The sequence below is a fragment of the Ramlibacter sp. genome (genome assembly GCA_019635435.1).
Lineage (GTDB): Bacteria > Pseudomonadota > Gammaproteobacteria > Burkholderiales > Burkholderiaceae_C > JAHBZM01.
Genome location: JAHBZM010000001.1, coordinates 3707199 through 3720854 on the forward strand (window position 1 = coordinate 3707199; position 13656 = coordinate 3720854).

Annotated in this window: 15 protein-coding genes; 1 reads left to right on the forward strand and 14 read right to left on the reverse strand. The window is 68.4% G+C overall.

Going from position 1 to position 13656, the window contains the following annotated elements; genetic code table 11:
• Positions 1-7: 7 nt before the first annotated feature.
• Entirely contained in the window at positions 8-1675 is a 1668-nt protein-coding gene (locus tag KF796_17940; GenBank protein ID MBX3588514.1) for a SulP family inorganic anion transporter, read from the forward strand.
• 18 nt (positions 1676-1693) lie between these two features.
• On the opposite strand, the gene KF796_17945 is transcribed toward KF796_17940, so the two are convergent.
• The 14 genes from KF796_17945 to KF796_18010 form a co-directional block, all read right to left on the reverse strand.
• Positions 1694-2671 (reverse strand): hypothetical protein, encoded by a 978-nt coding sequence (locus tag KF796_17945; protein MBX3588515.1) that lies wholly within the window; start codon positions 2669-2671, stop codon positions 1694-1696.
• Between the two features lie 107 nt (positions 2672-2778).
• Positions 2779-3600 carry a DUF429 domain-containing protein gene (locus KF796_17950; protein MBX3588516.1) on the reverse strand — a complete coding sequence of 274 codons (822 nt, stop codon included), beginning with the start codon at positions 3598-3600 and terminating at the stop codon, positions 2779-2781.
• Positions 3601-3681: 81 nt separating this feature from the next.
• Positions 3682-4104 (reverse strand): BLUF domain-containing protein, encoded by a 423-nt coding sequence (locus tag KF796_17955; GenBank protein ID MBX3588517.1) that lies wholly within the window; start codon positions 4102-4104, stop codon positions 3682-3684.
• Between the two features lie 5 nt (positions 4105-4109).
• On the reverse strand, positions 4110-4835 hold the full coding sequence (locus KF796_17960; GenBank protein ID MBX3588518.1) for a GTP cyclohydrolase I: 726 nt from the start codon (positions 4833-4835) through the stop codon (positions 4110-4112).
• Between the two features lie 104 nt (positions 4836-4939).
• The gene (locus KF796_17965) at positions 4940-6682 is read right to left on the reverse strand and encodes an ATP-dependent DNA ligase (protein MBX3588519.1); all 1743 of its coding nucleotides are present in this window, start codon (positions 6680-6682) and stop codon (positions 4940-4942) included.
• Complete coding sequence (locus tag KF796_17970) at positions 6679-7713, reverse strand: ligase-associated DNA damage response exonuclease (protein ID MBX3588520.1); 1035 nt, start codon at positions 7711-7713, stop codon at positions 6679-6681. Before KF796_17970 ends, KF796_17965 begins: the two co-directional genes overlap by 4 nt.
• A complete protein-coding gene (gene clsB / locus KF796_17975; protein MBX3588521.1) occupies positions 7713-8927 on the reverse strand; it encodes a cardiolipin synthase ClsB in 1215 nt (404 codons plus the stop codon). Before clsB ends, KF796_17970 begins: the two co-directional genes overlap by 1 nt.
• 2 nt (positions 8928-8929) lie before the next feature.
• Positions 8930-9658, reverse strand: coding sequence for an endonuclease/exonuclease/phosphatase family protein (locus KF796_17980; GenBank protein ID MBX3588522.1), 729 nt, complete (start codon positions 9656-9658; stop codon positions 8930-8932).
• A 9-nt stretch (positions 9659-9667) separates the two neighbouring features.
• On the reverse strand, positions 9668-10150 hold the full coding sequence (gene nudB / locus KF796_17985) for a dihydroneopterin triphosphate diphosphatase (GenBank protein MBX3588523.1): 483 nt from the start codon (positions 10148-10150) through the stop codon (positions 9668-9670).
• Positions 10128-10445 carry a CcdB family protein gene (locus KF796_17990; protein MBX3588524.1) on the reverse strand — a complete coding sequence of 106 codons (318 nt, stop codon included), beginning with the start codon at positions 10443-10445 and terminating at the stop codon, positions 10128-10130. The genes nudB and KF796_17990 overlap by 23 nt, the downstream gene beginning before the upstream one ends.
• Before the next feature lie 6 nt (positions 10446-10451).
• Positions 10452-10721, reverse strand: a complete 270-nt coding sequence (locus KF796_17995) for a type II toxin-antitoxin system prevent-host-death family antitoxin (GenBank protein ID MBX3588525.1) — start codon at positions 10719-10721, stop codon at positions 10452-10454.
• A 141-nt stretch (positions 10722-10862) separates the two neighbouring features.
• Positions 10863-12659 carry an aspartate--tRNA ligase gene (gene aspS, locus KF796_18000; GenBank protein MBX3588526.1) on the reverse strand — a complete coding sequence of 599 codons (1797 nt, stop codon included), beginning with the start codon at positions 12657-12659 and terminating at the stop codon, positions 10863-10865.
• A gap of 26 nt (positions 12660-12685) precedes the next feature.
• Positions 12686-13306 carry a DUF502 domain-containing protein gene (locus tag KF796_18005; GenBank protein ID MBX3588527.1) on the reverse strand — a complete coding sequence of 207 codons (621 nt, stop codon included), beginning with the start codon at positions 13304-13306 and terminating at the stop codon, positions 12686-12688.
• Positions 13307-13314: 8 nt separating this feature from the next.
• Positions 13315-13623, reverse strand: a complete 309-nt coding sequence (locus KF796_18010; GenBank protein MBX3588528.1) for a zinc ribbon domain-containing protein — start codon at positions 13621-13623, stop codon at positions 13315-13317.
• Positions 13624-13656: the final 33 nt, after the last annotated feature.

Sequence of the window (13656 nt, forward strand, 5' to 3'; positions counted from 1 at the left end):
TCGGCGGATGAGCGACCTCTCCCGCTGGTTCCCCTTTCTCAAGTGGCCTCGCCCTGGCGCCGCGCTGCTGCGCGGCGAGGTCGGCGCCAGCCTGACCGTGGCGGTGGTGATGATCCCGCAGTCGGTGGCCTACGCCGCGCTTGCGGGCATGCCGCTGGTCACCGGGCTGTACGCCACCTTCCTGCCGATGCTGGTGGCCGTGATGTTCAGCAGCTCCACGCGGCTGTCGGTCGGGCCCTCGGCGCTGTCCAGCGTGCTGGTGGGCGCCTCGCTGATCGGGCTGGCCACGCCGGCCAGCGCGCAGTGGGTGTCGCTGGCGGTCTGGCTGGCGCTGATGGCGGGGTTCATCCAGTTCGCGCTGGGCGCCACCGGCGCGTCGTGGGTGCTCAACCTGGTCACCTCGCCGGTGCTCACGGGCTTCAGCCAGGCAGCGGCACTGCTCATCATCGCCTCGCAGGTGCCGGCCCTGATCGGCCTGCAGGGGCCGCTGGCCAGCCTGTGGAGCGCGCCACACTTTGACCTGGCGGCCCTGGCCTTTGGCCTGGGCAGCCTCGGGCTGTTCGTGGCCGGCAAGCGCTGGGCGCCGCGCCTGCCCACCGTGCTCGTGGTGGTGGCTGCAGCGGCCGCGCTGAGCCATTGGAGCGGCTACTCGCTCACGGGCGCGGTCATCGGCGCCTTGCCGGTGGGCCTGCCGGTTCCCTACTGGCCGGGCTGGCCGGGCTGGGAGACCCTGGGCACGCTGGTGGTGCCCGCCGCCGTGATCACGCTGGTGAGCTCGCTCGAAATGGCGTCCAGCGCCAAGATCGAGAGCCAGCACGACGCCAGGCGCTGGGACGCCAGCCAGGACCTGATCGGCCAGGGCCTGGGCAAGATCGTGTCAGGCCTGTCAGGCAGTTTTCCAACCAGCACCTCGTTCTCGCGCTCGGCCATCACGCTGTACGCGGGCGCGCGCACCGGCTGGGCCACGGTGTCAGCCACCGTGGTGGTGCTGGTGGTGCTGCTGTTTCTCACGCCAGCGCTGTCGCATGTGCCACGCGCGGTGCTCGCGGCCGTGGTGGTGGCCGCCGTGGCCAGCCTGGTCAAGCCGCGCTCGCTGGCGCGGCTGTGGCAGATCGACCGGGTGGAGGCCAGCACGGCACTGGTGACCTTTGCCGTGACCCTGCTCACGGCGCCGCGGATCTACTGGGGGGTGCTCACGGGCGTGCTGATGGGGCTGGCCCATTTCCTGTACCTGCGGCTGCACCCGCGCATCATTGAAGTGGGCCTGCACCCCGACGGCAGCCTGCGCGACCGCCACCTGTGGCAACTGGCTCCCCTGGCGCCACGGCTGTATGCGCTGCGCATGGACGCGGAACTGGACTTTGCCTCGGCCACCGCACTGGAACGCGACCTGCTGGCGCATCTGGCGGCCCATCCGGACACCCGCGAGGTCTGCCTGTTTGCCCAGCCCATCAACCGCATTGACGCGACCGGCGTGGAGGTGTTCGGCCAGTTGCGCAGCGCGTTGCGGGACCGCGGCATCACGCTGCACATCAGCGGCATCAAGCTGCCGGTGGAGCGGGTGCTGCGCAAGGCCGGGGCGCTGGACGAAGACCCGTTGCTGCGGCTGTACCGCACCGATGCCGAGGCCCTGCAAGCCTTCGGGCGGCCCACCGCGCAGCCGCCCGAAACATGAACAGAAAGGGGCCGGGGGTCAGGCGCCCGTGGTGAACGTGGCGCTGCTGCTCGCGGCCTGCTTGTCCACCGACGCGGTGATCTTCCAGGTGTAGCGGGTCAGCGGCTTGAGCGGCCGGGCCGGAAAGAAGATCAGCGCGCCGCTGACGTCACCGGCCTTGGCCATGGGGATCAGCGGAATCTGCTCACCGCTTTGCGCCTCGAACAGGCCGACGTCGGAATACACCAGCATCGAGAACATGAAGCCGCTCAGGGTCAGCGGGGTGCCCGTGGTCTGCGGCAGCCCGTCGGCCAGACCCACCTCGGAGCCCGGCATGAACGAGGGCGCAATGCCCTCCTGGCCATCGAACGGGAACATCCAGCGGCGCTGCGACACATTGATGCGCCCCCCCGAGGAACCCACATTGGTCACCAGCGGTCCGCCGGCCGATGCCATGCCCACGCCGCCGTCGTCAAACTCGGGCGCGATCAGCTGCAGGCGGTGCAAAGGCGCCAGCAGCAGCTCGCGCATCTTGGCCTGGCCCTGCGCGAAGGTGAAGGACTGGCCGCCGGTCTTGGCCTCCTGAACCAGGGCGCCGCCGTAGCCAAAGGCCCGGGCGCGGTCCGCGATGTAGCTGCCGGTGAAGCCCGCGAGTCCGGCCTGCTCTTCGTGGCCCGAAGCCTGGTTGATGAAGAGGTAGTCGGCATGGGCCTGGGCGGCGCCGGCGAGTGAACCATTCCAGCGCAGGGCGCGCACGCCGAGCTGGGAACGGATGGCATTGAGCTGCGCGAAATGGCCCGCGGCGGCATCCGCTTCGGCACCGGCCGGTGCGGCGGGTGATGGCGTCACCACCACGGCCGTGGCAAGCGGCGCCGGCACCGCGGACGGTGCGCTGGTCGCGGGGCTGGTGCCGCCTCCTCCGCCGCCGCCACAGGCCGCGAGAACCGCAAGGCAAGTGGCCAGCAATGCGGCATGACCGCAACGCGCAATGGTCTGGTGTGTGTGGTGCTGGCTCATCTCGCTCTCCTGAATGTGATGGCATTCAGTGTGGTTGAGCGAGTGCTTGGTCGATTAGGTGAATTGGGCGGTTGAGCCTAGGAGGATTTCCTAAGAAATTTTCTTACTCAGGCCGTGACGATCCAGCCTTCCAGCGGGTCCATCGCCTCTGGCAAGCCATAGCGTGGCGCCCCTTGCTGCCGGGCCCACGCGGCCTGCATGAGGCACAGCACCGCGTCCAGTGAATCACCGCTCGCGTCGTCGGCCAGCAGGTCGCGCTGCGCATGGCTGAGCTTGAGCCGCAGGCCCAGCCGCGTGCGGCCCTGTTCCAGCGCGGTGATCAGGTCCTTGCGCGCGATCAGGCGCTCGGGCGTTTGTCTGGCGCGGTCATCACTCTTGTAGCTGCGCGCCCCGATCAGCTCGCGCGCGAGCAGTCCGGGGTAGGCCTCCAGGCCCACGCGCGTCGCGTCACCGTCGTGCAGGCCCGGCAGGTGCACACCGGCGGCCAGCAGCAGGGGCACGCCCGCATGCAGCATCCAGGCCACCGGCGGGTTGACCCACTTCATGCTCGGGCTGGAGCCCGCGGGCCGGTCCGTCGCGCGATGGGCAAACTTGCCGCCCGCGGGCCGTGCATCGCAGAACGCGGCAAAGGTGTCGCGGATGTCAGCGCGGCTCAGGCTCGCATAGTGCGCCATGCAGTCACGCCATTGCAGGGGCCAGCCCAGGTGCTCGACCAGCTCGCGCGGCAGGCCGAAGGGCAGGTCAAACCCGCCGACCCAGGGGCCGGGGCGCTCCAGCCACTCGCCAAAGGCCGCCAGCGACTCAAGGCGCTCCAGCCGCTGCAGCTGCACGCGCGGGCCCGTGGCCTGGCCAAGCGCAAGAACAATGGGTTTGCGGCGGGTGGGCGCGCTGGAAAAATCGCAGCCCAGCAGGAGCACGGAGGCGCTCAGACGCCGCCGGGCCGCCCCAAGGCGGCTGAAGCCCCCCCGGGGGGCAGCGCAGCGCACGCAGCGGCAAGCGTGGGGGCCATGTCAGACCTTGCCGCAGATCGCGGCGGTGGCCATCAGGTCCTCGAGCAGCGCGAACGACACCTTGCCCGAGACCGAGTAGGGGTCGAGCTCCGCGCGTTCGGAGTACTTGAGCAGGATGGAGTGGTTGAGCTTGGACAGGTTGACCTGCCCCATGGTCCAGCTGCCGAAGCGGCGCTCCGAGATTTCCTCGTAGTGCAGCAGGGCCACGTCCTTGTGGCGCGCATCGCGCTGGATGTGGCCGAACAGGTCGCTCACCGCCATGCGGCCCCCCTCGATGGCCTGCAGGAAGATGCCCCCGCCATAGCAGAGAATGCCGGTGATGCCCGACACCGGGTTGTGCTGGCGGGCCTGGGCGAGGATGGATTCAATGGCCTCGGGGCGGGTGTCCACCGCGCGGCTGGCATAGAGAAGGCGTACGAGCATGGCGTTCAACCTTTACGGGGAATGAGGGCGAGAAACTCGCGGCGCAGCGCCGCGTCCTTGAGGAACACGCCGCGCATGACCGAGTTGATCATCTTGCTGTCCATGTCCTTGACGCCACGCCAGGCCATGCAGTAGTGGCTGGCCTCCATGACGATGGCCAGGCCGTCGGGCTGGGTCTTTTCCATGATCAGGTCGGCCAGTTGCACCACGGCCTCTTCCTGGATCTGCGGGCGGCCCATGACCCACTCGGCCAGCCGCGCGTACTTGCTCAGGCCGATCACGTTGGTGTGCTCGTTGGGCATGACGCCGATCCAGACCTTGCCGATCACCGGACAGAAATGGTGGCTGCAGGCCGAGCGCACGGTGATGGGGCCCACGATCATGAGCTCGTTCAGGTGCTCGGCATTGGGGAACTCGGTGATGGCCGGCGCCTTGACGTAGCGGCCGCGGAACACCTCGTTGAGGTACATCTTGGCCACGCGCCGCGCCGTGGCGCCGGTGTTGTGGTCACTCTCGGTGTCGATGACCATGCTTTCCAGCACGCCCTTCATCTTGGACTCCACCTCGTCCAGCAGCTTGTCCAGCTCGCCGGGTTCGATGAAATCCGCAATGTTGTCGTTGGAATGGAAGCGCTTGCGGGCAGCCCGGATGCGCTCGCGGATCTTGACCGACACCGGAGTGCCAGCCTCGTCGTCGGCTGGGTTCATGGAGGGTTCAGCTTTCATCAACATCCCGGCATGCTAACACCGGGGTGCCCACCACCGCGTCGCGGGGGTTTCTGGCCCCCGGTTCGAGACCAATCAGGCTGGAGTCCTTGCCTGGCGGCCACTGTGCGCTACGAATTCAATAGCAATTCAAGGTCCTGCAAGGTGTTGGCCTCGGCCAGCGGCTTGTCGTCGCGGATGCGCAGCATGCGCGGGAAGCGCACGGCCACGCCGCTCTTGTGGCGCGGGCTGCGGCTGATGCCCTCGAAGCCCAGCTCAAACACCAGCGAGGGCCGCACGCTGCGCACCGGGCCGAATTTTTCGAGCGTGGTCTTGCGGATCACGGCATCCACGCGCTTGAACTCGTCATCGGTCAGCCCCGAATAGGCCTTGGCAAAGGCCACCAGCTGCAGCGCGCCGGGCTGCGCCGGTTCGCGCCGCGCGATGGCGTCGAGCACGGCCTGGGCCTCGGCGGCGCTTGCGGGCGCGCGGCTCCACACGGCGAAGGTGTAGTCGGTATAGACCGAGGCCCGGCGTCCGTGGCCGGCCTGCGCGTAGATCAGCACGCAGTCCACCGTCATCGGCTCGACCTTCCACTTCCACCACAGGCCCTCGGCCCGGGTGCGGCCGGTGCCGTAGGCGGCGTCAAGCCGCTTGAGCATCAGCCCCTCGACGCCGCGCGCGCGGGACTGCGCGCGAAGCCGCGCGAACGCGTCCCAGGTGGCGGCGCGCACCAGCGGCGAGAGCCTGAAGCCCGTGGGCGCCAGCACGGCCTCCAGCCGGCGCCGCCGTTCCTGCTGGGGCAGCGCACGGATGTCCTGGCCATCGTGCTCCAGCAGGTCATAGGCGATCAAGGTCACCGGTGCGCTGGCCAGCAGCTGGCGGCCCAGCGTCTTGCGCCCGATGCGCTGCTGCAGCAGCGCGAACGGCGCGGGCCGGCCCTCCTCGTTCGGGGCCGGATCGCCAGGGGCCGGATCGCCGGCGCCCGCGTCCCAGGCGAGGATTTCACCGTCCAGCACCGTGCCGTCGGGCAGTTGCCGGCCCAGCGCCTGCACCTCGGGAAACCGCTCGGTCACCAGTTCCTCGCCGCGCGACCAGAGCCAGACCTGCCCCGCGCGCCTGACCAGCTGGCCGCGGATGCCGTCGTACTTCCATTCCACCTGCCAGTCGGCGGGCGGGCCCAGCCGCGCCACCAGTGTGTCGGCCGGCCCCGGCAGCGCATGCGCGAGGAAAAACGGGTACGGTTGCCCCGGATCAGGATCAAACCCGGCTGGAGTCCTTTGCGCACGGGCAATGAGTGCTTCGAATTTGATAGCAGTCGGGCCCTGGCGGCTGTCGGTGTAGCCCATCATGCGCTGCGCGATGCGCCGGGCATCCACGCCTGCGTGCGCCGCCAGCGCGCGCTGCACCAGCAGCTTGCTCACGCCCACGCGAAAGCCGCCGCCCACCAGCTTGGTGAACAGAAAGCGGCCCGCGAGGTCCAGCTCCTGCCAGTAGCCGGCCACGCGCTGCGCCACCTCATCCTGGGCCAGCCCACGCAGCGGCAGCAGCCGCTGCTCCACCCACTCCGCCAGCCCCCGGTCCGACGTGCTGGCGCCCGGCGGCAGGACCAGCGCGATGGTTTCAGCCAGATCGCCCACCACCTGGTAGCACTCCTCGAACAGCCACGGCGGCATGCCGGCCAGCTGCTGCGCCAGCGCGCGCAGCTGCGCCGTCGGCACGACCTGGCGCGGCTTGCCGCCGGCCAGAAAATAGACGGCCCAGGCCGCGTCCTGCGCGGGCACCTGGGCAAAGTAGCGCTGCAGCGCCTGCACCTTGGCGTTGGTTGAGGTGGTGGCGTCGAGCTCGGCAAACAGCTGGGCAAAACGCTTCATGGCGCGGCAGGCTCCGCGGTGGGTGGCGCGCCAGCTGGCGCCTCGAGGGCCTCATCGCCGTATTCGGTGTCGAACGAGCCGGCCTGCAGGCCGCGCTCACCGAGGTGGCGCACCATCACGGGCACGCTGCCATGGGTGACGATGACGCGCTGCGCGCCGGTGGCGTCAATGGCCCCCATCAGGCCCGGCCAGTCGGCATGGTCGCTGAGCACGAAGCCCCGGTCGTAGCCACCGCGCCGCCGCGCGCCGCGCAGCTGCATCCAGCCACTCGCAAAAGCGTCGCTGTAATCACCAAAGCGCCTGAGCCACGGGCCGGCCGCCGCGCCCGGCGGGCACAGCACCAGCGCGCGCGCCAGCATGGCGGGGTCGGTCAGTTGATCCGCGGCCACGGTGGGCGGCAGGACCACGCCGGCCTCGCGGTAGGCGCGGTTCAGCGGCTCCACGGCGCCGTGCACCACCAGCGGCCCGATGGACGCATCCAGGCCACTGAGCAGGCGCTGGGCCTTGCCAAAGCTGTAGCACAGCAGCACGCTGGCGCGCCCCGCCGCCGCGTTGCCCAGCCACCAGGCGTTGACCTCGGCGAACACGGCGGCGTCGGGCTGCCAGCGGTAAATGGGCAGGCCAAAGGTGGATTCGGTGATGAACACATCGCAGCGCACCGGCTCGAACGGCGCGCAGGTGCGGTCGGGCGCCACCTTGTAGTCGCCGCTGGCCACCCAGACCTGGCCGCCATGCGCCAGCCGCACCTGGGCCGAGCCCAGCACATGGCCCGCGGGGTGCAGCGAAACGGTCACGCCATGGTGCGTCAGCGTCTGGCCATAGGCCAGGGTCTGCAGCGTGATCGGCCCCAGCCGCGCGCGCAGCACGCCCTCGCCCGGCGCGGCCGCCAGGTAGTGCCCATGGCCGGCGCGCGCATGGTCGGCGTGGGCATGGGTGATGACGGCGCGGTCCACGGGCCGCCAGGGGTCGATGTAGAAGTCCCCGGGCGGGCAGTACAGGCCCTGCGGGCGCTGGACAACCAGGTCGGCCATCAGTAGTGCTTGCCCGTCACGAACAGCGCCAGCCGCATCAGGCCCAGGGCCAGCCGCTCGCGCACCCGCTCGCGCAGCGAGCGGTGCGAGAAGCCGTCCATCTCGATGCGCTGGCCCTGCTGCTGCATGGCCTGCACCAGGCGCTCGCGCAGCTGGCCCGCGAAGGCGGGGTCGTCCACCACCACGTTGGCCTCGCGCGCCAGCAGCAGGCTCAGCGGGTCGAGGTTGGACGAGCCCACGGTGGCCCAGTGCCCGTCCACCACCGCCACCTTGGCGTGCAGGAAGCTGGGGGCGTACTCATGGACCTCGATGCCCGCCTTGAGCAGGTCCAGGTACACGGGGCGTGAGGCGTAGTACTGCATGAAGTATTCGTAGCGCCCCTGCAGCAGCAGGCGCACGCTCACACCGCGCCGCGCCGCGGTGACCAGCGCCTTGCGCAGCTTGCGCCCGGGCAGGAAATAGGCGTTGGCAATGATGACCTCGTGGCGCGCCGAGCCAATGGCCTTGCGGTAGGCCTTCTCGATGCTGCTGCGGTTGCGCAGGTTGTCGCGCAGCAGCAGCGCGGCGGGCACGGGCTGCGGCGCCGCGGCCGGAGGTGGCCGCGGCGGTGGCGGCGGCCGGCGCGACGCCCGCAACGAGGCCATGGCGCCCGAGAGCTGGCGCTGGCGGATCTGGCGCACCGCCTCCATGCGCTGCCACAGCTGGCTCATGGTGTCATGCGCCTGCGCCACCAGCGGGCCGGTCACCTGCACGGCGTAGTCCAGCCGCGGCGCCGTGAGCACGCCGTGGTGGGGGTCATGAAAATCATCCAGCAGGTTGATGCCACCACAAAACGCCAGTTCGCGGTCCACCACCACCAGCTTGCGGTGCAGGCGGCGCCAGCGGCTGGGAATCAGCAGGCCCAGCGCGCCCAGCGGCGAGTAGACATGCCACTGCACGCCGGCATCGAGCAGGCGCTGGGCCCACTCATCGGGCAGTGGCCCGGTGCCCACGCCGTCGACCGTGAGCTGCACGCGCACGCCGCGGCGGGCCGCGTCCATCAGCGCCTCCACCACGGCCTGGGTGCTGCCGGTGAAGTCCAGGATGTAGGTTTCCAGCAGGATCTCGGCGCGCGCCTGGCCAATGGCCCCGATCAGCGCCGGGTACAGCGCGCGCGTGCCTTCCAGCAGCCAGGCCTGGTGGCCGTCCAGCAGGGGCAAGGCGCTGCGCGACATGGCTAGAGCGCGAACTCGGCAATCAATGGCAGATGGTCCGACATGCGCCACCAGATGCGGCCTTTGGGGACCTCGGCCGACAGTGGGCGCAGGCCGCGCGCATAGACATAGTCGAGCTGGGCCAGCGGCAGGCGCGCCGGGTAGGTGCGCAGCCGCTCGCTCACCATGTCGTACAGGCCCATGGCGTTCATGGCCGGACGCAGCTTGGCGCCCCAGTCGTTGCAGTCGCCGGCCACCACCAGGGGCTCGCCGCGCGGCACCTCGCGCTCGATGAAATTGCGCACCTGCTGCACCTGGCGCACCCGGCTCGATGCGATCAGGCCCAGGTGCAGCACCACGACATGCACCGGGTGCCCGTGGGCCTGGACGATCACGTGCAGCAGGCCGCGCTGCTCGAAGCGGTGGTCCGACATGTCTTCATGGCCGTGCGAGACCACCTCCCAGCGCGACAGCAGGGCATTGCCGTGCTCGCCATGGCGGGTCACGGCGTTGGTCTGGTAGACGGCCTTGTAGCCCTCGGGCGCCAGGAATTCGGCCTGGGGCAGCTCGGGCCAGCGGGTGAAATAGCGCTCCTCGCGCCGGTGCAGCTTGCGCACCTCCTGCAGGCAGACCACATCGGCGTCCAGCTGCTCCACCGCGTGGCCCAGGTTGTGGATCTCGAGCCGCCGCGCCGGCCCGATGCCCTGCACGCCCTTGTGGATGTTGTAGGTGGCGATGCGCAATGTGTCCATGCGCAAACCTTACCGCAGAAACCGTGGCAGCAGCAGGATGGCCTCGGCGTTGGACGGCGAGAAACAGGCGTCGGCCGCCTCGCGCCAGGGCAGCCAGCGCAGCTCGGTGTGCTCGCGCGGATTGAGGCGGATGGCCGTGCCGGCCGGCACCTGCAGGCCAAAGACATGTTCGGTGTTGCGCGTCACGCCCGGCCCGTAGCGCGGCAGCCAGCGCGGGTAAATGTCGTAAACATTCTCCAGTTGCCAGTCGTGCAGGCCGTGTTGCAGGGCACTGCCGGGCCCGCAGGCCAGGCCGGTTTCCTCGGCCACCTCGCGCACGGCGGTGAGCCTGAAGGGCTCGTCCACCGCATCCTTGGAGCCGGTCACCGACTGCCAGGTGCCCGCATCCGCGCGCCGGATCAGAAGCACGTCCAGCGCCGGGGTGTGGATCACCACCAGCACGGACTCGGGGATCTTGTAAGGACGGGAATCAGACACCGCTTTGCAATGCATCAATCGCATCACGCAGCAGGTTTTGCTGGTCTTTGGCGCTGGCCACAGCCTTTCGCAGAATCTTCGCCGGCAACGGTGCCATGAGGTGTGCGGCGGGGAAGACATTCTCACCCTGCACCCGGATCGTTTCCGTGAGGCGGCGCGGAAATGCATCCACGCTGATGCGCGCACGCTGCAACGGCATCACCAGCCTCGTGGGCAGTTGGTCAAAGAAATCATGCTGGACCTCAACCACATAGGGAAACACGGTGCGCTGGTGAGCGTATGGGTTCTCGTGAATGTCGAATTGGGCCATGAGCGACTACCAGGGACGATGTTCTTCGCCAAACACACCAAACTCCTCGACGATGCGGTGCTGCTCATCGAACCATTCCTTGTGCTGCTCGTAGAACTGTCGCTTGCGTTGCGCCTGCGTCCTGCCCTGCGATGCGTCACGCATCGCACTGTAGCTTTCATAGGAAACAATCACCGAATCGGGGCGCCCGTCTTTTTCAACGATGACCGGCTCGATCTTTGCCTGGGCACAAAAATGCCCGAAGCGGTTTTTGGCTTCAGTCGCGGAAATTTGCATCGAGGACTCCTCATGTGTTGATGGCTATTTTAGCCATGAATCAAGGCTATCCCGACTGCGTCCGCAGTCGGAAACCGCCGTCGCTTCCCCAAAACAAAATGGCGCCGTGCCGGCGCCATTTTGTTCTGCCGCAGGAATGCGTCAGGCCGGCTCGGCGTTGCGCAGCCTGATGTGCAGCTCGCGCAGTTGCTTCTCGTCGACCGGGCCCGGTGCCTGGGTCAGCAGGTCCTGGGCGCGCTGGGTCTTGGGGAAGGCAATCACGTCGCGGATCGACTCGGCGCCGGTCATCAGGGTCACGATGCGGTCCAGGCCAAAGGCCAGCCCGCCATGGGGTGGCGCGCCATATTGCAGGGCATCCAGCAGGAAGCCGAACTTGAGCTGGGCGTCCTCGGGCGTGATCTTGAGGGCGTCAAACACCTTCTGCTGCACGTCGGCGCGGTGGATACGGACGGAACCGCCGCCCATCTCCCAGCCGTTGAGCACCATGTCGTAGCCCTTGGAGATGCATTTCTCGGGTGCCGTCGCCATCCAGTCCTCATGCCCGTCCTTGGGCGCGGTGAACGGATGGTGAACAGCGGTGTAGCGGTGCTCGTCCTCGTCGAACTCGAACATCGGGAAGTCCACCACCCACATGGGGCGCCAGCCCTTCTCGAACAGCCCCGCCTTCTTGCCGAGCTCGCTGTGGCCGATCTTGACGCGCAACGCGCCAATCGCGTCGTTCACGATCTTGGCCTTGTCGGCGCCAAAGAAGATCAGGTCGCCGTCCTGCGCACCGGTGCGCGAGAGGATCTCGGCCACGGCCTTGTCGTGCAGGTTCTTGACGATGGGGGACTGCAGGCCTTCGCGGCCATCGGCGAGCTTGTTGACCTTGATCCAGGCCAGGCCCTTGGCACCGTAGATCTTGACGAACTCGGTGTAGGCGTCGATCTCGCTGCGGCTCATCTCGCCACCCTTGGGCACGCGCAGGGCCACCACGCGGCCGCCCTTCATGGTGGCGGGCGCCGAGAACACCTTGAAGTCCACGTCGGCCATCACGTCGGTGAGTTCGGTGAACTCCATGGCCACGCGCAGGTCGGGCTTGTCGGAGCCATAGCGGTGCATGGCCTCGGAGTAAGGCATCACCGGGAACTCGCCCAGGTCCACCCCCAGCGTGTTCCTGAACACCGTGGTGATCATGCCCTGGAACAGGTCGCGGATTTCCTCCTCGGTCAGGAACGAGGTCTCGATGTCGATCTGCGTGAACTCGGGCTGGCGGTCAGCGCGCAGGTCCTCGTCGCGGAAGCACTTGGTGATCTGGTAGTAGCGGTCGTAGCCGGCCACCATCAGCAGCTGCTTGAACAGCTGCGGCGACTGCGGCAGCGCGAAGAACATGCCGTCGTGCACGCGGCTGGGCACCAGGTAGTCGCGCGCGCCTTCCGGCGTGGACTTGCCCAGCATCGGGGTTTCGATGTCGACAAAGCCGTGGGCGTCGAGGAACTTGCGCACTTCCATGGCCACGCGGTAGCGCAGCATCAGGTTGTTCTGCATGTAGGGGCGGCGCAGGTCCAGCACGCGGTGCGTGAGCCGGGTGGTCTCGCTGAGGTTGTCGTCGTCCAGCTGGAACGGCGGCGTGACCGACGGGTTGAGCACCACCAGTTCGTGGCACAGCACTTCGATCTTGCCGCTCTTGAGGTTGTCGTTGGTGGTGCCCTCGGGGCGGGCCCGCACCAGGCCCTTGACCTGGACGCAGAATTCGTTGCGCAGGCCCTCGGCCACCTTGAACATGTCGGCGCGGTCCGGGTCGCACACCACCTGCACGTAGCCCTCGCGGTCACGCAGGTCGACGAAGATCACGCCGCCATGGTCGCGGCGGCGGTTGACCCAGCCGCACAGGCTGACGGTTTGCCCCATCAGGGCTTCGGTGACCAGACCGCAATAGGTCGTACGCATTTGAGACATGGCTTTTCCGGCGCCGGAGGGGCGCGTTACTTGATGTTCTGGTTGAAGGGGCCGCCGGGAACGACGACGCCCATCGACACGATGTATTTGAGCGCTTCATCCACGCTCATCCTGAGTTCGATGCAGTCGGTCTTGCGCAGCATCACGAAGTAGCCGCCCGTGGGGTTGGGCGTGGTGGGCACGTAGACGCTGAGGTAGTCGCCCTGGAGGTAGTTGGCCACGTCACCGCCGGGCGTGCCCGTGACGAAGCCGATGGTCCACATGTTCTCGCGCGGCCACTGCACCAGCACCGCGGTGCGAAAGGCATTGCCGCTTTCGGAAAACAGGGTGTCCGACACCTGCTTGACGCTGGAGTAGATCGAGCGCACCACGGGGATGCGGCCCAGCAGCGCGTCCCACCATTCGAGCAGCGTGCGGCCGAAGAAGTTGCTGGCCGCGGCGCCCACGGCCAGCAGGATGCCCAGCGCCAGCAGCACGCCAAAACCGGGAATGTGCACCCCCAGCAGCTGGTCGGGGCGCCATGACGCCGGCAGGATCAGCAGCGTCTGGTCGAGCGTGCCGATGATCCACTGGAGCACCCACACCGTGATGCCCACGGGCACGATGACCAGCAAGCCCGCGAACAGCCATTTGCGCAACGAAGCCATCGGGTCCTTCAGTCCGCCTTGCCGGTGGCGGGCGCGGGCGCCGCCGTGGCGGGTTCTGCCTTGGACTCGGCGGGCTTGGCGTCAGCGGCCTTGCCCTCCGTCTTGGCGCCGGTGGCTGGTGCCGCGGGTGCATTGCCGCCACGGAAATCCGTGGCGTACCAGCCCGAGCCCTTGAGCTGGAAACCAGCGGCCGTCACCTGCTTGGTGAAGGTGGCCTTGCCGCAGGCCGGGCACTCGGTGAGCGGCGCATCGGAGATTTTCTGCAGCACATCCTTGCTGTGCCCGCAGGATTCGCATTTGTAGGCGTAAATAGGCATGGATTGGAGGGCCAAAGTGCAAAACCCTCAATT